The organism is Actinoplanes sp. NPDC023801 (genome assembly GCF_040639655.1).
Taxonomy (GTDB): Bacteria; Actinomycetota; Actinomycetes; order Mycobacteriales; family Micromonosporaceae; genus Actinoplanes.
The window spans coordinates 60,925-80,969 of record NZ_JBFAAI010000014.1; the positions used below are offsets into that span (position 1 = coordinate 60,925).

The following is a 20,045-nucleotide window of genomic DNA, read 5'->3' on the forward strand; positions in this document are numbered from 1 at the left end:
ATGCCGGACACCATCCCGACCCTGTACGGCGGCCCGCCCACCCGCCGGGTGCGCACCCGCGACCTGCTCAACGCCAAGGTCCGCGGCGACCGCTGGCCGATGCTCACGTCGTACGACATGTACACCGCGCAGATCTTCGACCAGTCCGGTGTGCCGGTGCTGCTCGTCGGCGACTCGGCGGCCAACAACGTCTACGGCTACGAGACCACCGTCCCGGTCACCGTCGACGAACTGTTGCCGCTGGTCCGCGCGGTCGTCCGGGCCACCAAAACCGCGCTGATCGTCGGCGACCTGCCGTTCGGCAGCTACGAGGAGGGCCCCACCCAGGCGCTCCGCACCGCCGTCCGCTTCATGAAGGAGGGCGGCTGCCACGCCGTCAAACTCGAGGGCGGCCGCCGGATGGCTCCGCAGATCGAGGCGATCACCGGCGCCGGCATCCCGGTCATGGCGCACATCGGCTTCACCCCGCAGCGCGAGCACGCCATCGGCGGCTACCGCGTCCAGGGCCGGGAGAACGAGGGCGCCGAGGTGATCTCGGACGCCCGGGCGGTCGCCGACGCGGGCGCCTTCGCCGTCGTCCTGGAGATGGTGCCCGGCGAGGTCTCCAAGCAGATCACCAAGGAACTGGCGATCCCCACGGTCGGCATCGGCGCCGGCCCCGACACCGACGCCCAGGTGCTGGTCTGGCAGGACATGGCCGGGCTGCGCACCGGCAAGGCACCGCGCTTCGTCAAGCGTTACGCCGACCTGGCCGGCGCGCTCACCGAAGCGACGCGGCAATTCGCGGACGAGGTCCGCAACGGCGAGTTCCCCGCCGCGGAACACACCTTCTGAAACCTTCTGCCGGTACGGGGTCCGCAGCGCTCACATGCAACGGACCCCGTCCCGTCATGGCACCACCGGGCGGCGCGGCCCGGGTCTTCGCCCAGGCACCCGTGCCGCCGGCCCGTTCACACCCGCTCGAACCCGACCGCACGGCTCGCCGGGTCAGCAGCCGTCAGCCGGACCCGGATCCGCTGCCCGAGCGGCAGGTCACCGACACACTTGGCACGCACCGCCGGCTCGTCCAGAGCGATCGTCCCGCCGGCCGGCCGCTTCCCGTTCGCCTCGTCCCGGTCCAGCACGGCCGCCTCGAACACCTCGCCGACCCGGCCCTGCAGCAGCACCGCCTCGGCCAGATCGATGGCACCCCGGTCGGCAGCACCCGCGACCCGATCGGTCGACGACATCGCCTTCGGCAGCCGCGGGAGTGCCCCGGCCGCCCACTCGGGAACCGGGCGCCCCTCGTACAGCGAGAGACTGATCTCGGTCGCGTAGCGATCCGCAAGCCGCCGCAGCGGCGCCGTCACATGCGCATACGGTGCCCCGACCCCACCGTGCCCCATCGCGCCGGTCTCCCGCCCGGCGTCCCCGGACGTGTTCTCCCCGGCCGTTCCCGAGCCGGCCTTCGCAGGCGGGTTCTCCCCGGCTCTTGCCGGCCCGCCGTCCCCGGACTTGTTCTCCCCGGGCGGCCCCACCGGCCCGCCGAACGCCGTGTAGGCGGCACCACGCAGCAGCTCGGCCGCCTGGTCGAGGAACGCCGCACCCCGCGGATCCGCCGGGTCCACGGCCGCGACCACCGCACCGACCTGCGCGCCGTCCGGCCACGGGATGCCGAGCGGCCTCGCCGCGGCCCGCAGTTTCTCCACCGCCTCCGGCTTCGGCGACGGCATGGTCCGCAGCAGGCCGATCCCGCCGTCCAGCATGATCCGCGCCGCCGCCATCCCGGTGAGCAGCGAGATCTGCGCGTTGTGTTCCTCGATCGGCAGCGGCGCCCGCAGCACCAGCCGCCACCCGTCGCTGTCCCGCTCGACCTCCTGCGACGGCAACGGCAGATTGACCGCACCCCGATCCGACGCCCGGCGCGCCAGCAACCCACCGATCTCCGGCAGCAGCGTCAGCATCTCCGGAGCGGTACCCGCGTCGATCTGCCGCTGCACCCCCGCATAATCCAGCTTCGCCCGGCTGCGCACCCGGGCCCGCTCCAACCGGACGGCCACGGTCGCCCCGTCACCGTCCAGATCGATCGTCCACACGACCGCGGCACGGTCCCCGTCCGGCAGCAGACTCACCGCGTCCTCGCTCAGCACCGGCGGATGCAACGGAACCCGCCCGTCCGGCAGGTAGATGGTCTGCCCCCGAACCCAGCTCTCCGCCTCCAACGGCCCACCCGGCCGCACATAGGAGGCCACATCGGCGATCGCGTACTGCACCCGATAGCCGCCACCGGCCCGCCGGCTCAGATGCATGGCCTGGTCGAGATCCCGCGACGTGGCCGGATCGATCGTCACGAACTCGACCCCGGTCAGATCCCGCTCGGGCAACCGCGTCCCGCCGGCCGCGGCCCCCGCCTCGGCGAGCACCGCCTCCGGGAACGCATCCGGTAGATCCAGCTCCCGCCGCAGCGCCGAGAAGTCGATCTGCGGCGCCACCACCCGTTTGATCGGCACGGCTCATTCCTACCAGTACACGCCCGTGACCGCCCGGGTAGCCGGGCCACGACGCGCTGCCGGGTGTCCCCACCCCACGACAGCGCGCCGCGGCCCCCGCTCCACCGGCTACCTACCGCCGGCGCGGCACCGCACGCGACGCCTGCACCGGCTCGCTCTTGGCGGTGTTACGAGCGGTCCGAGCACTCCCCGGCGTACGGCTGGAAGCACCCGCGTTGACCCCCGAACTCCGCCCGGCCCGCGTCGCCTTGGCCGCGTTCCCGCCCGCACTCCTGGCCGCGTTCCCACCCGCAGCCTTGGCCGCGTTCCCGGTCCCGCCCGCGTTCCCGGACCCGCCCGCGTTCCTGGACCCGCCGGCCATCCTGGCCGCGGCCTTGGTGGGTGCCGCCTTGGCGTTGGCCGCTCTGGCCGTGGTGCCCTTCGCCGCGGTGGGCCTGCCGGTGGCCGCCTTGCGCACACCGGTGCCCGCGGTCTTGGCTGCGGACCCACGGGTTCCGGTGGCCTTGGTAGCCGTCCCGGTGACCGTGGCCCCGGCCCCCGCCGCCTTCGCCGCTACCCCGGTCGCCTTCGCACCGGTCACCTTCGCGCCGGCGGCCTTGGTCTTGGCAGCGTTGGTACCAGCGACCTTGGCCGTGGTTGCCTTTCCACCCGCCGCCTTCGTTCCGGTGGCCTTCATTCCGGCGGCCTTGGCCGCCGGAGCCTTGGCGGCCGCAGCCCCGGTCCCAGCAGCCTTGGTCGCCGTCGCCTTGGCACCGGCAGCCCTGGTTCCGCCAGCCTTGGCCGCCGTCGCCTTGGCACCCGCAGCCCCGGTCCCGGCAGCCTTGGCCGCCGTCGCCTTCGCGGGTGCCTTCTTCGCGGCGGTGGCCTGACCCGCCGCCGACCTGGCCCCAGCGGTCTTCGCAACCGCAGTGCCGGATCCGGCACTCTTCGCAGCCCTCTGCCCGGTTCCGGTCACCGCCGAGCCAGCCTTGGCACCCTTCGCAGCGGTCGCCCGCCCCGCCGATGCCGTGGCCGATGCGGTCTTCCGTCCGCCGCGCCCGGCCGACGGCGAAGTAGCGGTGGTCTTCGCCGCCGTCTTCCTCGCCGCGGCGCCTTTAGCCGTGCCGACTCCACCGGTACCAGCAGCCTTGGCGGCGCTCGCCGTGCCCGTAGCCTGCTTGGACGCCGCCGGCTTGGCTTCACCGGACGTGTCCGCTGCCGCCCTGCCCTTCGCGCCCGCGACCTTTGCCCCAGTCGCCTTCGTCCCCGTCGCCTTCTTCACAGCCGCCTTCGTCGCGGCGACCTTCGTTCCAGCCGCCTTCGTCCCGGCCGCCTTGGCCCCGGCCAGCTTCGTACCAGCCGCCTTCGTCCCGGCCAGCTTCGTACCAGCCGCCTTCGTCCCAGCCGCCTTGGCCCCCGCCAGCTTCGTCCCAGGCGCCTTCGTCGCTGCGACGGACAAGGTCGCCGCCGCACCGCCGCCGGAAGCGTTCCTGCCGGCGGTTTTCCCAGCCGCCACTCCGGCACCGGTCGCTTTCGCAGCTGTCGCCCTGGTGCCGGCCGCCGTCCCAGTACCGGCTGCGGTCTTGGCCGCCGTAGCCTTGCCCACGGTCTTCTTGGCCGCCGTAGCGCTTCCAGCCGTGGCCGCGCTCTTCCTGACCCCGGTGGCCCTCGTTCCCGCCGCTGTGCCGGCAGCCGCTCTGCCACCCGCCGCCTTGGTCGCCGCACTTCCGGCGGCTGCCCTGGTCCCGGACGGCTTCCCGGCAACAGCCTTGGCCGCGGCGCTCTTGGCGGCCGTAGCCTTCGCCCCTGCCGCCCTGCCAGCCGTGCCGCCGACGACCGCTGCCCTGCTTCCGGTCGCCTTCGCGGCCGTCGCCTTACCCGCCGCGCTCTTGGCAGCCGTCGCCTTCGTCCCGCCCGCCGCCTTGCTCGCCGCCGCGCCGCCCGCTGCCTTGGCGCCGGTCACCTTGGTGGCCGTCGCTTTCGCAGCCGTCGCTTTCGCAGCCGTAGCCTTCGCAGCGCCCGCCCGTGTGGCCCCCGCCGAGGTCCCCGCCGTGCTCGCGGCACCTGCCTTGGCGGCACCTGCCTTCGCGGCGCCTGCCCGGCCCCCGACCGTCTTGGCCGCAGTGCTCTTCCGAGCGCCCGACTCCCTAGTCGTCGTGGCGGCCGTCTTCCGCGCCGTCGTTCCGGTTCCGGCCGACCCCGTCGCGGTACGCCCACCGGTTCCGGTCGCCTTGGCGGGCGCCTTCGACGCCGTGGCCTTGACCGCGGCGCCTCCGGCGGTACCGCGCCCGGCAGCCGTCCCCCGTGCCCCGGCCTTGGCCGCCGTATCCGAGGTCCCGGCAGCACCGGCCCGGCTCGCGGGGGCCTTGGCGGTCGTACCGGCGCCCTTCCCCGCGGTGGTGGCTTTGCCCGGAGTCCCCTTGCTCGCCGCGGTCCTGGTCCCGGTGGATTCACCGGCCGGGTCCGTCGAAGTCTTGCTCGCGGCGGCTCTGGCCCCCGTTGCTTTGGCTGTTCCGGTGCCGGTGGTCTTCTTCGGCGCCGTACCGGATCCCGCCGCCTTCGAGCCCGTTCCCGCTGTGCTGGCGCTCTTCTTGGCGCCGGCCATCGTTCCCGCCTTGCCGGCGCCCGTGCGGGCGCCTCGCCTCGCGGGGCCGGTGCTCGCCGGGGCTGTCACCTCGTCCAGGTCGGCCGCGATGTCGTCGGCGATCTCGCCGGTCTTGTCGTCCCCGTCCTCCGCCGAGGGCCCGACCCGCGACTCCGCGCTCTCGAACTCGCCCGGGATCACCGTCCCCGCGAGACCGGCCGCCCGGGAGGGGCCGGCCGACGGCCTCCGTGTCCGGCTCGGTGTCGTCGTGGGGACGGCCGGCTCGGTCACCTCGCCGGCGACGCCCTCGTCCCGGCGGGCCTCGACGTCATCGTCGTCGTCCGTGTCGTCATCGTCGTCGTAGTCGTAGTCACCGTCGGCCTCGTCCAAGCCGGGGTCGTCGAACTGGCCGAACGACGCGTCACCAGCACTGCCGGCCGAACCACCGGCACCGCCGGCTGTCGCTGCGGTCGGCTGCCTGAGTTCATCGTCATCGGGTTCGCCGGCCGAGCCTGCGGTCTCCCCGGATTCTTCGTCGGCCGTGGCCATCTCGCGCCCGTCGGCAACGGAGACACGTGCGAGGGTGGAGACCCATCCCGACTCGACCGCGTCCGCCGGGCCGGTGTACTCGGGGGCTTCCTCGTCGTCGTCCGCGTCCTCGGTTCCGGTGTCGCTGCCGATCGCCTCCAGATCGGGCCGGTCGGCACCCCACTGATCGGATTCCTCATCCGGCTGTACGGGTCCGCGATGCGGCGGGAACCACCCTCCGAGGAACGGCACGTCCTGCGGGGAACCGGTGCCGGCCGCGTCGTCCTCGGTATCGTTCTGCGATCCGGGTACGAGCTGCTCCGGCCGCATCGGCGCGGCGAGGTAGTCGGCGGTTCGTCCTTCGGTGTCGTCGTCCCGGTTCCCGGTGTCACCCGTGGAGACGGTCACCTGGTTCTTCGGGGTGTTGCTCATGGCTGCCGCGACGCGCCGGGAGCCGGCCCGTCCGGCCGGAACGCGTCCCCCGGTGGCCGCGGCACTCCCGCTCCTGGGCCGGATCGGCAGGGTGACGGCCCCGGCGGTCTTGCCGGCGGTGGTCTTGCCGGTCGTCGCTCGTCTGCCGCTCGCCTTGGCTGCGGCGTCCTTCCCGGCCACGCTCACCGACGACACGGCCTTGCCCGAGCGGGGTACGCCCTTCACAGCCTTGCCGGCAGCCGGTGCCTTACCCGCGGGAACGGCTTTGGTGGAGGCACTTACGCCCGCGGATCGTCCGATCTTGACCCGGCCGGCCGGCGCCTCGGCAGTCACGTCACTTCTGCCCGTCGAGGCACGGCCAGGCTTCGCGGCCGCCGATTTCGCGGTCCCGGCCTTCCCCGCCGCCGGGCTGACCCCGGCCTTGGCTGAGGTTCGCGCCGATGCGGTGGACGGCTTCGCTGCCATGGCGGACGACTTCGTGGCGGAGAACTTCACGGAGGCGGCAGACGACCTGCCGGAGGCGGCAGACGACTTGGCAGCGGCGGAGGCGGCGGGCGACTTGGCAGCGGCGGAGGCGGCGGGCGGCTTGGCAGCGGCGGAGGCGGCAGAAGACTTGGAGGCGCCGTAGGTGGCGGACGGCTTGGCGGAACGGGCGGACGGCTTCGCTGTCGTGGCGGCGCCCGTCGATCGGCCGGCAGGGGTCCGGCCTCCTGGCCCCGTGACCGTGGCGGCGCGGCCACGGCCGGGAGTCGCGGTCTTCTCGGGGGCGGCAGCGACCCGGGCCGCGACGACGCGGGCCGGCTTACCGGCCGCTACCGCTCGGGCGGCCGGCTTCTTCGGCCCCGGTGTGTCGGCAACGGTTCCCGCGACGGTTCGCTGCGCCGCGACCCTGCGGCTCCCGGTCAGCGCCCCGATCCGGGCAACGCTGCCCGCACCGTCCTTGGCGCCGGCCTTGGGGACAGAGGCGACCGCGCGCTTGCCGGCGGTCTTTTCCGCAGCCGTGGGCCGAGCGGTCGTCCTGCCCGCGGATGTTCGGGTACCGGCGGTGCCGCGCGTACCGGCGGAGGTGCCGGTCTTCGTGGACGCCGCCGTCCGTGTGCCGGGAACTGTCGCGGTTTTCCCCGCGGAGGCCCGGCCGGTGCTCTCGGCGGCCTTCGTCCGGGTGGTCAACGGCTTCCCGGCGATCGACTCGGGCGCGGAACGCTGCGCCACGGGACGGCGGGACGTGGTCTTGGCGGCCGGCGCCTTACTGCCGGCGGCCGGCGCGTTCCTGCCGGCGGCCGGCGCCTTGATAACGGTGGCCGGCGCTTTGCTGCTGGTGGCGGCCGTCCTGGCCCGGGGCGACGCGTTCGCGCCGCCGGTCGAGGTCGTGCCGCGTTTTCCGGCGGGGATTGCCGGGCTCGCGACAGCGGTCCTTGAGCGGCTCGTGCCGGTCGGCGACTTCGACGCGGTGGTCTTTCCCGGCGTGGCCGGCTTGCGGGGCTTCACCACTCCGGCTTCCGGCGACGCTTTCGTACGGCCGGCGGCCGCCGATGCTCCGCCGCCCTGGGCTGCTCTGCGGATCGGCTGCCGTACGGCTACCGGGTCCGGCCCGGCGGCCTTCCCGGCGCTCTTCTTCGAAGGAGTCACGGCAAGCTTGCCCGTCACCCGCGCCGATCCGGCGGCACGGGACGCTGCGGGCGTGCCGATCACCCGCGCCGATCCGGCGGTACGGGCCGCTGCGGGCGTGCCGGTCACCCGCGCCGACCCGGCGGTACGGGACGTCCCGGCGGTCACAGCGGGCGTGCCGGTGGCGCGCGTCGACCCGGCGGTACGGGGCGCCGGCGCTTTTGTCGGCGACGTGGCCGCTGACCGGGCCGTTCCGGATCCGGCGGCGACAACGCCGGCGGTTCGCCCGGCTCGGACGGGGACACCTTTGAGGGTTTTCACCGGAGCTGCCGTGTTCGAGCCGGCCGCGCTTCTGCTGACAGCCTTGGCGGGAGGGTTCCGCACCGCGGCACCGCTCTTCGACGAGACCGCGGTACGCCCGGCGGCGGCCTTCACCGTGGTGGGCCGGGCGGCTGCGGGTGTGGTCCTCGGGCTCACGGCCTTCGCTGCCGGGCTCTTCGCTGCGGGCTTCGCGGGGACGGGCTTCGCGGGGACGGGCGTGGCCGTGGAACGGGTGGGTTTCCGGGCGGCCGAGCCCGTGGAGGCGTTGGTGGCGGTGGCGGTCGCGCGGCTGCCCGTACCGGATGGCGTTTTTCTGCGTTCCGGACCTTTGCTTTCGGCAGCGGGCCCTGTCGAAGCCTTTTTGGCAGGGGGCATCGAGGTGTTCCTCCTTGCGAATGACTGAACTTTTTCAACGTGGCGAGGGCCGATCCACAGACCCGCAGGGCTCGGCCCGATGCCAGGTTGAGAGAGGTTCGCTGCGGGCACGTCCGCGCCGGGAGACTCGCGGCTCCGGCGCTGTCGGCCGGAGCGGCGGATTTACGTCAGCTGGCTTCCCCTGTCCAGCGGGCGTCGTCGGCATCCCACTCGGCATTGCGCTTCTCGACGGTCTCGAGTGCCCGCGTCGCTTCGTCAGCCGTGGCGTAGGGACCGAGCCGGTATTGAGCGGGGCACACGTCGTCGCCACTCTCCACCCGGTGGTCGCGAAGGCACCAGAAGTAGCCCGCTCCGCCCAGCCCACTGTCGTTCATTCCATCACTGTGCCGTTAAAACCGGCCAAGCGCTACCGATTCGTGCAAAAAGTCCCAAATTCCCATTGTAAAGCCCAACAGGGTCGCGCATGGCCGCCGCCGCCCACCGCGGGGCCGGCCGGACAGCGCAGGTCGCCGGTGATGCGGACATGCCCGTGAGGCGCCTTGGGGCCGTGCGCACCGGACATGTCGCGCTGTGGCCCCGGTACGCGTCCGATGCGCCCGGGGTCGCCTGGCCGTACCGGAAAAATGACGCTGCCCCGGTCGGACGGCGACCGGGGCAGCGTGGGAAGCGTCGGGAAACGCTCCGGAAGTGGGTCAGCGCAGTTCGGCGGCGACCAGCTCGGCGATCTGGACCGCGTTGAGGGCCGCGCCCTTGCGGAGGTTGTCGTTGGAGATGAAGAACGACAGGCCGTTCTCCGCGGTGGGGTCGACACGGAAGCGGCCCACGTAGGACGGGTCCCGGCCGGCGGCCTGCAGCGGGGTCGGCACGTCGGAGAGTTCCACGCCGGGCGCCGTGGCCAGGATCTCGCGGGCCCGCGCGACGCTCAGCGGGTTCGCAAAGCGGGCGTTGACCTGCAGGGAGTGGCCGGTGAAGACCGGTACGCGGACGCAGGTGCCGGAGACCAGCAGACCCGGCAGGTCGAGGATCTTGCGGCTCTCGTTGCGGAGCTTCTGCTCCTCGTCGGTCTCGAAGCTGCCGTCGTCGACGAAGGAGCCGGCCTGCGGGATCACGTTGAACGCGATCGGCTTCGGGAAGACCTTCGACTCGGGGAACTCGACCGCGGAGCCGTCGTGGGTCAGCTCGGTGGCCCGGTCGGCGACCTTCTTGACCTGCTCGTCGAGCTCGGCCACCCCGGCGAGGCCGGCGCCGCCGACCGCCTGGTAGGTGGTGGCGATGAAGGAGACCAGCCCGGCCTCGTCGTGCAGCGGGCGCAGCACCGGCATCGCCGCCATGGTGGTGCAGTTGGGGTTCGCGATGATGCCCTTGGGGCGTACGCGAGCGGCATCGGGGTTGACCTCGGCGACAACCAGCGGGACGTCAGGGTCCATCCGGTAGGCCGACGAGTTGTCGACGATGACCGCGCCGGCCTCGGCGAAGCGCGGGGCGAACTCCAGGGACCCGCCCTTGCCCGCGGAGAAGAGCACGATGTCGAGGCCGGAGTAGTCGGCCGTGGCGGTGTCCTCGACGGTCACGTCGCCGCCGCCCCACGAGATCGTGCGGCCCGCGCTGCGCGCGGAGGCGAAGAGCCGGAGCTCGGAAACAGGGAACTGGCGCTCGGCCAGGATGCGGCGCATGACGCCGCCCACCTGTCCCGTCGCCCCGACGATACCGATCCTCATGGCCACCAAACTACGTCCTGATCTGCGGAGTAAGAAATCGCCTTATCCATGATGTGGGACGCCTGTCTCACATTCGAGGACAACAGGCCTACCGTGAGGGCCATGGCGACCTACACCCACGGACACCACGAGTCGGTCTTGCGCTCACACCGGTGGCGCACCGCAGAGAATTCGGCGGCGTACCTGCTGCCGCATCTTTCCTCCGGATTTTCCCTGTTGGACGTCGGATGCGGTCCCGGAACGATCACGGCCGAGCTGGCGGAGCTGGTGGCACCCGGCCGGGTGACCGCCCTGGAACAGACCGCGGATGCGCTCGGCCTGGCCCGTGCCGAGATCACGCGCCGCGGCCTGAGCGGCGTCGACTTCGTGGTCGGTGACGTGCACGCGCTCGACTTCCCGGACGGCACCTTCGACGTCGTCCATGCCCATCAGGTGCTGCAGCACGTCGCCGACCCGGTGGCGGCGCTGCGGGAGATGCGCCGGGTCACGAAGCCGGGCGGCGTGGTCGCGGCACGCGACAGCGACTATGCGGCGTTCACCTGGTTCCCGCTGGTCCCCGAGCTGGACGAGTGGCTGGACCTGTATCAGCGGGTGGCCCGGGGCAACGGCGGCGAGCCGGACGCCGGGCGGCGGCTGATGGCGTGGGCACGGGAGGCCGGGTTCACCGACGTCACGGCGACGGCGAGTGTCTGGTGCTTCGCGAACGAGGAGGACCGCGAGTGGTGGGGCGGCATGTGGGAGGAGCGGGTGCTCAACTCCGAGATGGCCGCCTCGGCCAAGCGCACCGGCGCCGCGACCGAAACCGATCTGCGGCGGATCTCGGCCGGCTGGCGCCGGTGGGCCGACGATCCCGACGGCTGGCTGATCATCCCGCACGGCGAGATCATCTGCCGGGATTGACCGGGCAGCGCGGCCGGAGGAGCCGCGCCCGGGGCTACGACGGCGGCCGGAACGCCCAGTGCCACGACTCCCGCGGCACGTTCTCCACGAAGCCGTAGTTCTTGGCGTTCTTCCGCATCCAGGAGAGCGCCTCGGAGTTGAGGTCCAGGTCGGTGGCCATGCCCCAGCCGTGCTCGCTGGTGCCGGGCTTGGCCGCCAGACCGCCCTGCGAGTAGAGGCCCTTACGGCGGACCAGGTCGACCTGCTCGGCGTACGGCCGGTAGGAGTCGGTGATGCCGATCTTGACGCCGTCCCGTTTGGCGTCCTCGATCATCCGGTTCAGTTTCTCGGCGGCCGGTGCCCAGAGCTGGTGCCTGGTGTCACCGACGCGGCCGAGCGCCTCCGGGGGGATCTTGCCGTTGCCGTACGCGGCGAGATCCTCCGGAACGCCCTTGCTGTTGAGTTTGTAGCTCTTGTCCGGCGCGCCGGTGGACGCCACCGCGCTCTGGAGGTGACTGGCGAAGGTCGCCTGCCCGGGCGTCTCCGTCCGGGCACGTGACGTCGTGGTCGCCGCCTGCTGACCCTGGAGCGCGAGGATCCGGCTCTGGATGTCCGCGATACGCGAATTCACTCCCTCGATTCCCACGCCTAACACCTTCGGCGCGCCTCAGGGAATCTGAGGCGCAACCGAAGAGAAACCCGGGACGAACCCGCGGCGCCGCAGGCGAGGAACTCAGGACGCCGGGGCCAGGTCGATCGTGTGCTGGGTGTGGGCCACCTTGGCCTGCAGGTAGCGGACGTTCGCCGGGGACGCGTGCACCCCGGTCGGCCGGACCGCCCGCACGTCGACGCCGAGATCGCGCAGCTGCCGGGACTTGTCCGGGTTGTTGGTGAGCAGGTCGACGGCCTCGGCACCGAGCGCCGTGAGCATCTGCGCGGCGGCGGTGTAGTCGCGCTCGTCGTCGGCGTGCCCCAGAGCCCGGTTGGCCTCGTAGGTGTCCATGCCGGTGTCCTGCAGGGCGTAGGCGTCGAGTTTCGCGTACAGCCCGATGCCACGGCCCTCCTGCCGCAGGTATAGCAGGTACCCGCCGACCTCGCTGATGCGTTCGACGGCCTCGCGCAACTGCGGGCCGCAGTCGCAGCGCAGCGAGCCGAAGACATCGCCGGTCATGCATTCGGAGTGCAGCCGCACGAGCGGCACCTCGGACTTCGCGACGTCCCCGAGGGCGAGCGCGAGGTGTTCCTTACCGTCGGACAGACCGGTGAAGGTGACGACCTCGGCGGTGGTGCGATACCCGTCGGGGAACTCGAGCGGAACGGTGACGCGCGTACGAACCGGCATGCCCTCTCCCAGCACTTGACACTTCAAGTACGGATCGACCGTACGCGCCGGTTCATGAGGTGGCCATGGTTGCGGATGGGTCGCCGATCACAGACTCAGATCCACCTCGGATGTACGATCCGTCCGGTTCGGGAGAATGTTGGTGATGAGCACGATCAGGCAGCCGATAGCCGCGTAGAGCACCAGCACGGTCAGATGACCACCGATCGGCGCCTGCGGGAAGTAGAGATTGTCGCGGACCGCCTGCACCCCGGCACCGGTCGGCAGATGCTCCCCCAGCTCCCGCCCGAAGGCAGGCAGGAACTCCGGCAGGATGCTGGCGCCCGAGATCACCGTCCCGATCGTGAAGTAGAAGGCGCCGAGCAGCGCCCCGGCCGGACCCACCAGCGCGACCGCACCGGCCGTCGACCCGGTCACGGCCAGCGAGATCAGCGAGAAGATGCAGAGCATCTCCACGTGATCGGCACCCTCGCCCACCCCGAACCAGCTCATCGACCAGAGCACCGCGGCGGCCGACCCCACCGCATAGAGGATCAGGGTCGCCAGATGCGCGACGCCACGGCGCCAGGATCTTCGGGTACGGGGAATGAGGCGCCCCAGCCCCATCGAGGCGATCGTGCCGCCCAGGGACAGCGCCTGGGTGAGGAAGCCCAGCGACACCCCGTTGACGTCGTCCGCGGGCAGCGGCACCACGTCGGTCACCTTCGGCGCCGTGATCAGCGACTCGGCCACGGTGACACCGACCGTGTCCCCGCCCTGCGTCATCGCCGTGAGCTGCTGCGCCTTCTGCTGCTGCATGACGTCGCCGTAGGTGGAGCGCAGCAGGGACGCCGCCGAGGCTCCCGCCGCGCCGGCCACGTAGAGCATCGGCTCGTTGCCGGTGACGTCCACCCCGCCGTACACGTCACGCCGTCTGATCGCCGTGACCAGCGCCTCCGCCGAGTCGTAGTCGGCGACCGCGAACGCGCCGCCCTCCTCCAGCATCGTGGTGATCGATCCGCGCTGCTCGGGGCCCGCGACCAGCCCGACCGGCAGGTCGTGCGGCGCGGCCCGGTGCCCCATGCCCAGGTAGTAGGCGGTCAGCAGCAGCTGGACCAGGATGCCGACGACACAGACGGCCGTCGCGAACCGGCGGAACTCCCCGGCCGGCGTCTCGGCAGCCCCGGGTTTCTCGTCCGCTTCGGGCTCGCTGTCCGTCATCAGCCGAGCCTCGCCGAATCAGCGCGCCTACGTGGCCAGATCAGCGGGATCGGTGTTGGCTCCGCAGAGCAGTACGACCACCCGTTCACCAGGAGCGGGACGGTAGGCGCCGGAGAGCAGGGCGGCCTGTGCCGACGCGGTGCCGTGCTCCACGACGATCCGGTACTCGTCCCACAGCCGGCGGCGGGCCTCGACGATCGCGGCGTCGTCCACCAGAACCGAGTCGATCTTCGCGGCACGCGCCAGCTCGAAGGCGATGCCGCCGACACGGCGGGCGCCGAGCGAGTCAGCGGCGACGCCGCCGACCGGCACGTCGACCGGCTCCCCGGCTTCCAGCGCCGCATGCAGGGCACGTGCGCCGATCGACTCGACCGCGACGATCCGGGCATTCCGCGAGACGGCGGAGATGACTCCGGCGAGCAGACCGCCCCCGCCCACCGCCACGATCACCGTGTCGAAATCGAGCTGTTCCATCAGCTCCAGGCCGAGCGTGCCGTTTCCCGCCACCATCGCCGGATCGTCGTAGGCGTGGCAGAACCGGGCGCCGGTCTCCGCGGCCCGGACGATCGCGGCCGCGTACGCCTCCGCGTACTCCCCGCCCTCCTGCACCACCCGCGCGCCGAGCTTGCCGAGTTTCGCCACCTTGACCGCAGGCGCCGTGACCGGAACGAACACCTCGACCGGATGGCCCAGCTCGCGGGCCGCGTAGGCAGCGGCCAGCCCGGCATTGCCGCCCGAAGCGGCGATGAGCCCGGCCGCGGACACCTCGCCGGCGAGAATCTGGTTCATCATGCCGCGGGTCTTGAACGACCCCGCGTGCTGGGTGAACTCGAGCTTGAACCACCGATCCGGGCCGGCGGCGAGCACCGGGGTCCGCCGGATCCGGCCGTCGATGCGCTTCGCCGCGGCACGCACGTCCGCCAGGTCGACCACGACGCCAGCCTAGGCCACGCTCCAGGAGACCCGGCTCGACCCGACGGGTAAACGTTCACCCACGAGCTTGGCCAGGTCCAGCAGGCGGTTGGAGAAGCCCCACTCGTTGTCGAACCAGCCGCGCACCTTCACCCCGCCGTCCGCCGTGGTCTGCGTGCCGGACGGGTCGAACAGGCAGGATGCCGAGCAGTTCTTCACGTCGACGGAGACCGTCGGGTCGGGGTCGTAGGCGAGCACCCCGCGCAGCGGCCCGGCCGCCGCCTCGGCCATGGCCCGGTTGACCTCCTCGGCCGTCACCGGGTGGCTGGTCTGGCCGGACAGCTCGGCCAGCGAGCCGATCGGGGTGGGCACGCAGTAGTAGCTGTAGCGCATCTCGCCGATCTCCGGCAGCGCGACGCGGACCAGGTCACCGACCACGTAGTTGTGCGGGATGATGCTCTCCCCGATGGCCCGCCCCAGCCGGGGGTCGTCCCGCGAGTTGCCGACCATCGAATCCTGCACCCGCTGCCAGCCCTGGCTGGCCAGGATGACCGAGGTGTTCACCGAGCGCAGCCCGAACCGGTCGAGCAGCACCTTCGCCATCACGGTGAGGGCGTTGACACCGCACGAGGCCGGGGAGACCACGTCGTGCGCGACCGGGTCGTAGCTCTGATGGTTGGCCCCGACGATCAGGAACGCGTCCGGGTCGTCGGCGGAGGCGCTGATCACCACCTTGCGGGCGCCACCGTGGGAGATGTGCTGGCGGGCCGTCGTCCCGGCCCGGAACCGGCCGGTCGCCTCGATCACCACGTCGACCCCGTGCTCTGCCCACGGGATCCGATCCGGGCGCTCGTGGCGGAACGCCCGGATGGCGTGGTCGTTGACCACGAGATAGTCCCCGCGGGCGGTCACGGTACCCGGGAACGCGCCCCGGATGCTGTCGCGGCGCAGGCCGTACGCCAGCTTGTCGGTCGTGGCGATGTCGTTCACCGCGACGATCTCCACACCCGGGTGTGGCATGGACGCCACGATCCGGGTCAAACTTCGGCCGATCCGCCCGAGTCCATTGATCCCGATCGCGACAGTCATCGAGCGCTCCTCGATTGTGAGGCTTTGTCAGCATTTCCCCCGTGACTCGGCCGACCCGGTTTCCATAAGGGTCCACGCGCCGTCACGATACCGACACTATGAGTTGTGCAAGTTGCACGTCAACGGACGACATTCTCACACCACGCAGTCGAGTGGCGACACAAACCCCATCGAGCACTATGGACGACTGTCCGGCATGCTGGGGTTGTGCCCGTGCTCATCTCCCACCCGCTCGCCGACGAGCCATGGGCACAGTGGATCGCCGGCGCCCTCCGCGCCGCAGGTCACGAGGTCGTCCTCGACCCCGCCGACCCGGCCTTCGCACAGCGCCTCACCGAGGCCCGGCACAGCGGCACCGGCCCGGTCCTGCTGCTGCTCTCCGCCGAACACCGGGCCACCGCCACCGACTGGGAGCTGCTGGTTCACTCCCCCGCCCTCGTCGGCCGTCTCATCACCGTGCGCCTCGACGCGTGCGAGGCACCCCGCGTCCTGCGCGCCCTGCCCTGCCGCAGCCTGCACGACCTCGACGAGGAGGAAGCCCTCGAGATCGTGCTCAACCTGGCCGGCGGCATCCGCCGCGAGAAACTCCGGACCCGGGGCCCGCGCGCCACTTGCGGCTGGTGACCGACAGGCCTCCACACCCCGATGTCGTACGGGACAAGCCGCCAGTTTTCGCGCGATACTCCATTCGGCGAACCCCTGTTCCGCCGGGAACGCCGCGGCGCCGTTCAGCCGGCAACGCCCGATCGTGTTCAGCGGGCAACGCCCAGGTGCTGTTCAGCCGGCAACGCCCGGGTGCCGTTCAGCCGGCAACGCCCGGGTGCCGTTCAGCCGGCAACGCCCGGGTGCCGTTCAGCCGGCAACGCCCGGGTGCCGTTCAGCCGAGGAACGCCCGGTGGAGTAGGAACAGCCCGATGGCTGTCCCGAACGTGACGATCAGATACCGCAGAACCCGCTGCGGCAGGCGCCGGGCCAGACGCGCGCCGGCGTACCCCCCGATGATCGTGGCCGGAGCGAGCGTGACCGCCGCAGCCCAGTCGACCCGGGCGAACGCCGCGAAGACCACCAGCGTGACGAGACCCACCGTGGCGGACAGCACGTTCTTCAGCGCGTTGATCCGCTTCAGGGGCTCGTCGATGATCAGGGCCAGCGCCGCCACGTACATCACCCCGAGCGCCGCCCCGAAGTAGCCGCCATAGATCGCACCGGCGAAAACCGTGACCTGAAGCGTCACCGCCGCCCGCCGGGACGACATGCCACGCGGATGTCCGACCAGGCCACGCAGCCTTTCCTGAAAAGCCAGCGTCGCCGCCGACCCCAGCACCAGGAACGGCACCACCACCTCGAACGCCCGCGCCGGGGTGAGCAGCAGCAGCGCGCAGCCCGCCGCCGTACCCAGAGCCGCCGCCGGAATCGTGACCCGCACCCGGCGCCCCTGCCCGGCGAGATCGGCCCGGCTCCCCACGACACTGGACACATACCCAGGGAACACCGAGACCGAGTTCGTCACGTTCGCCTCAACCGACGGAAGTCCGGTAGCGATCAGCGTCGGAAACGTGATCAGCGACCCGCCCCCGGCGATCGCGTTAGCCGCCCCGGCCGCGATCCCGGCCGACACGAGCAGCAGGATGTGCGTGAGATCCATGGTGCAGGTGAATCTACGTCCTCAAGCCCGCCCCGGCCCGCCGATCATCCCGGCGAGACCCCAGCGCCGTATCAACCCACCGGAAACAGCCCTGAGCACTGGCCGCGAGCAGCCAGCCAGACCCCAGCGCCGTATCAACCCGCAGGAAACAGCCCTGAGCACTGGCCGCGAGCAGTCGGCCAGAGACCCCAGCGCCGCATCAACCGGCCAGACCCCAGCGCCCTATCAACCCGCCGGAAACAGCCCTGAACACCAGCTGGGCACACCCAGCCAGACCCCAGCGCTGTATCAACGGGCGGGATACAGCGGTGAGTGCCAGCCGGACCGGAGGCGGTGACGGGGCGGCACGTAGGATTGCGGCGCGACGGACGAGTCGGCTGGGCGGTCGCGTCGGCATCCTTGCGGTGCCGCCGAGGAACGTCCGGACTCCGCAGAGCAGGGTGGTTGTTAACGGCAACCCGGGGCGACCCGCGGGAAAGTGCCACAGAAAACAGACCGCCGACGGCGTACGCCGTCGGTAAGGGTGAAACGGTGAGGTAAGAGCTCACCAGCACCCCGGGTGACCGGGGTGGCTCGGTAAACCCCACCCGGAGCAAGGCCAAGCAAGGCCCGAGCCGCAGGGCGAGGGCCGGCGCAGGCGTTCGAGGGCTGCTCGCCCGAGCCTGCGGGTAGGCTGCTCGAGCCTGCCGGCAACGGCAGGCCTAGATGGATGGCCGCCACCGGCGACCTTGGTCGCCGGGCACAGAATCCGGCGTACAGGCCGACTCGTCCGCCGCCCTCAAGGTGATCGCGACCTTAAGGGCGCTGACCTCTTCTTATTACTAGGTGTTGTTGGTCAACATTGGCCAACCTTGGTTGGCGTCCAACGCCCTGGAGACGCCCTGACGCCCTGGAGACGCCCTGACGCAGCACTCTGGGAGCACCTTCCGCTCTTTACACCAAGTCACTGGTCGACTACGCATCTATGTATGAAGCTTGTGCGTCGATACTGGGGCCTGGTCGCCTTGGCCATCCTTCTAACGGCCTGGTGGACGACCGAAGTCGGACCCGGCTTCTTGTACATACTCTCCGGGCTGGTGGTGGCATGGTCGCTGTTTTCAGCGCCAGCTTGGTGCGGTGCACCGACTCGTGACGGCAACTTTTGCCGCCGCAACTCTTCGGGGCTCATGTTCGGTTGCCACCTGCGTCAGCACCGTTGGGAGAAATTCAAGACGCTCTTCTACCAGCGGCGCTGGGCTGCAATCACCCGAGGCATGTGGGCCTCACCCACCGCAAGGCTCGCTACCGTCTCCGGAGCAATCGGAACCGTGTCAGCCCTGGCCACAGGGGTCAAAGACTTCGGCCCAGGCGTAACGAACCTGCTAGGGATTTGAACCCCATAGATCCTTCGAGGCAGGCAAGGCATCGATATCCGACACTTAGGCCGCCTGGCCTGGGCAGGGACTGTGATCGTCTGACAACGTCTTACATGCCTTGCTGGCCTCATTTGTGCCCGGCGCGTGCCGGATGATCAAGGCCCGCGTCCCGGAGTCGCGCGCTGTCTCTAGCCTTAATTGCATGACTCCGTGGTGGGTAGCCCTCATCAGTGCTCTTTCCGGCGGGATGCTCGGCGGCGCTTTCAGCCTGTGGAGCGTCAAGGTCGTCCAGGACCGCACTGACAGGCGGGAGACGGCCAAGCTTGAGGCCGAACATGCCCGTGACCTACATAGGTTGGAGGGCGAGAAGCCGTCCCGACTACGACCGGACCGTGTCGCGATGCTCTACGAGATCGGTGAGCTGTTGCACGGCTTCGAATCTCTTATGGAGATCATCTTTGACGGGTTGGGCGACGACGGCGAGGCGTCCGACTGGATCCCGGTAGCTGCCGATGCTGGCGATTTCATTCACCAACACCGCAAGCTCGACATTCGCGTGCGCCTCCTCTTCCAGCATGAGGAAAACATGGTTGACAGCTGGAAGGCATTTGGCGCTCGGCTGACCGGCCTCAACCAGACCGTAGAGTTTGGTGATCAGTGGGTCGAGCCGAGTGTGGTCAAAGACCCAGAAGCCAACAGAAAAGCACACTGGCTGACCATCCTGAAGGTAGCTAAAGACGCCAGGGAAGCTGCTGAGAACCTCGGAGTTGCCCTCACAGGCGCCATGAAGCGAATCGACACGGAGTAGGTCATCCCGAACGCCCTACTTCGCTAGGCACGCCCTCAAGGTCAGCATCGAGTAACGTTCGATCACGTACAAAGCCTTTTGAATGGAAATAGCTATGACTGATCCGCAGGCAATGGGGCTGGCCGCGACGCCCTACGGCTTCACGCCCGACGAGCTCGCCGATGCCGCGCGTGTGATGAGCGGGACGCATCCCGTCGAAGTCCGGCCACTCCAGCGGGGCGGATCGGGCTGGGATGTTGAGATCTTGCTCCAAGGTAGCTACGTGGTCCTGATGGCCCTTGGCCCGAATCTTGCCGCGTCGGCAATTTGGGATGGCCTCAAGCTGCTGTTGGTGAACTTCCGGCGTACCCATGGACCATCGCGTCCTGAGCCTCTCGTCACTTTCAAGATCAACGAGGCGGGCGACGGCGGGCGCAGCGTGGAGGCCTTTGTCCGAACGGATGACCCCGAAGTTCTTCGACGGGCGATGAACGGCCTCACCGATGCCATTTCTGCCACCTTTGATCGTTCAGAGGAGGAGTGGAGTTACGTCGTCTATGAGGAGGACAACGGCGGCTGGAGCCCAGCCGAAGAGTAGATCTGATCACCACTCGATCCAGAGGAGTCATCCCGGTCGCCTGGGCTCCGCCATGCTGGACCACCGCCAGGGCGTCAAATAGCCCCATCGTTTGACGCCCTGGCGGTGGTGTGGCATCCCTCTGGGCAGGCGATCGGGATGACTCCGGCACACCTGCCCACAAGTTCTCCGCATGTAGGCAACGGCGCCATCCTGGGAGCCTGC

The 20,045-nt window shown here is 70.7% G+C and carries 17 protein-coding genes and 1 other RNA gene; 8 read left to right on the forward strand and 10 right to left on the reverse strand.

Translation table 11 applies throughout. The annotated features are described in order from the left end of the window. Positions 1-834: a 3-methyl-2-oxobutanoate hydroxymethyltransferase gene (gene panB / locus AB0G04_RS24215; RefSeq protein ID WP_360986833.1), complete on the forward strand. Its 834-nt coding sequence runs from the start codon at positions 1-3 to the stop codon at positions 832-834. A 116-nt stretch (positions 835-950) separates the two neighbouring features. Here the strand turns inward: panB and AB0G04_RS24220 are convergent, their stop codons facing one another. Further along, complete coding sequence (locus AB0G04_RS24220) at positions 951-2,489, reverse strand: RNB domain-containing ribonuclease (protein ID WP_360986836.1); 1,539 nt, start codon at positions 2,487-2,489, stop codon at positions 951-953. 112 nt (positions 2,490-2,601) lie between these two features. Continuing rightward, complete coding sequence (locus AB0G04_RS24225) at positions 2,602-6,237, reverse strand: hypothetical protein (RefSeq protein ID WP_360986839.1); 3,636 nt, start codon at positions 6,235-6,237, stop codon at positions 2,602-2,604. 76 nt (positions 6,238-6,313) lie between these two features. Here AB0G04_RS24225 and AB0G04_RS24230 point away from each other — a divergent pair, with 76 nt between their 5' ends. Further along, entirely contained in the window at positions 6,314-6,640 is a 327-nt protein-coding gene (locus AB0G04_RS24230; RefSeq protein ID WP_360986842.1) for a hypothetical protein, read from the forward strand. Positions 6,641-7,057: 417 nt separating this feature from the next. Next, positions 7,058-8,344, forward strand: coding sequence for a hypothetical protein (locus tag AB0G04_RS24235; RefSeq protein ID WP_360986844.1), 1,287 nt, complete (start codon positions 7,058-7,060; stop codon positions 8,342-8,344). Between the two features lie 139 nt (positions 8,345-8,483). On the opposite strand, the gene AB0G04_RS24240 is transcribed toward AB0G04_RS24235, so the two are convergent. Beyond that, positions 8,484-8,690 carry a hypothetical protein gene (locus tag AB0G04_RS24240; RefSeq protein WP_360986847.1) on the reverse strand — a complete coding sequence of 69 codons (207 nt, stop codon included), beginning with the start codon at positions 8,688-8,690 and terminating at the stop codon, positions 8,484-8,486. Positions 8,691-9,008: 318 nt separating this feature from the next. Then, positions 9,009-10,034, reverse strand: coding sequence for an aspartate-semialdehyde dehydrogenase (locus AB0G04_RS24245; protein WP_360986850.1), 1,026 nt, complete (start codon positions 10,032-10,034; stop codon positions 9,009-9,011). 102 nt (positions 10,035-10,136) lie between these two features. Between AB0G04_RS24245 and AB0G04_RS24250 the strand changes: the two genes are divergently transcribed. Further along, the gene (locus tag AB0G04_RS24250) at positions 10,137-10,934 is read left to right on the forward strand and encodes a methyltransferase domain-containing protein (RefSeq protein ID WP_360986853.1); all 798 of its coding nucleotides are present in this window, start codon (positions 10,137-10,139) and stop codon (positions 10,932-10,934) included. Between the two features lie 34 nt (positions 10,935-10,968). Here the strand turns inward: AB0G04_RS24250 and AB0G04_RS24255 are convergent, their stop codons facing one another. The 5 genes from AB0G04_RS24255 to AB0G04_RS24275 all read right to left on the reverse strand — a co-directional run bounded on the left by AB0G04_RS24255 (position 10,969) and on the right by AB0G04_RS24275 (position 15,456). Beyond that, entirely contained in the window at positions 10,969-11,559 is a 591-nt protein-coding gene (locus AB0G04_RS24255; RefSeq protein ID WP_360986856.1) for a M15 family metallopeptidase, read from the reverse strand. A gap of 87 nt (positions 11,560-11,646) precedes the next feature. Continuing rightward, complete coding sequence (gene ribA / locus AB0G04_RS24260) at positions 11,647-12,255, reverse strand: GTP cyclohydrolase II (RefSeq protein ID WP_360986859.1); 609 nt, start codon at positions 12,253-12,255, stop codon at positions 11,647-11,649. 87 nt (positions 12,256-12,342) lie between these two features. After that, on the reverse strand, positions 12,343-13,455 hold the full coding sequence (locus AB0G04_RS24265; protein WP_360986862.1) for an ABC transporter permease: 1,113 nt from the start codon (positions 13,453-13,455) through the stop codon (positions 12,343-12,345). A 27-nt stretch (positions 13,456-13,482) separates the two neighbouring features. After that, positions 13,483-14,388 (reverse strand): serine/threonine dehydratase, encoded by a 906-nt coding sequence (locus tag AB0G04_RS24270; protein WP_360986865.1) that lies wholly within the window; start codon positions 14,386-14,388, stop codon positions 13,483-13,485. A 9-nt stretch (positions 14,389-14,397) separates the two neighbouring features. Continuing rightward, positions 14,398-15,456 (reverse strand): type I glyceraldehyde-3-phosphate dehydrogenase, encoded by a 1,059-nt coding sequence (locus AB0G04_RS24275; protein ID WP_360986868.1) that lies wholly within the window; start codon positions 15,454-15,456, stop codon positions 14,398-14,400. A gap of 207 nt (positions 15,457-15,663) precedes the next feature. Between AB0G04_RS24275 and AB0G04_RS24280 the strand changes: the two genes are divergently transcribed. After that, on the forward strand, positions 15,664-16,080 hold the full coding sequence (locus AB0G04_RS24280) for a toll/interleukin-1 receptor domain-containing protein (RefSeq protein WP_360986871.1): 417 nt from the start codon (positions 15,664-15,666) through the stop codon (positions 16,078-16,080). A 253-nt stretch (positions 16,081-16,333) separates the two neighbouring features. On the opposite strand, the gene AB0G04_RS24285 is transcribed toward AB0G04_RS24280, so the two are convergent. Beyond that, positions 16,334-17,101, reverse strand: coding sequence for a sulfite exporter TauE/SafE family protein (locus AB0G04_RS24285; RefSeq protein WP_360986874.1), 768 nt, complete (start codon positions 17,099-17,101; stop codon positions 16,334-16,336). A 369-nt stretch (positions 17,102-17,470) separates the two neighbouring features. On the opposite strand from AB0G04_RS24285, the gene rnpB reads away from it, so the two are divergent. From rnpB to AB0G04_RS24300, 3 genes are all read left to right on the forward strand, one after another. Beyond that, positions 17,471-17,873: RNase P RNA component class A (rnpB, locus tag AB0G04_RS24290), an RNA gene on the forward strand. A 785-nt stretch (positions 17,874-18,658) separates the two neighbouring features. After that, positions 18,659-19,264 (forward strand): hypothetical protein, encoded by a 606-nt coding sequence (locus tag AB0G04_RS24295; RefSeq protein ID WP_360986877.1) that lies wholly within the window; start codon positions 18,659-18,661, stop codon positions 19,262-19,264. A gap of 94 nt (positions 19,265-19,358) precedes the next feature. Further along, entirely contained in the window at positions 19,359-19,841 is a 483-nt protein-coding gene (locus tag AB0G04_RS24300) for a hypothetical protein (protein ID WP_360986880.1), read from the forward strand. The last annotated feature ends 204 nt before the right edge of the window (positions 19,842-20,045 follow it).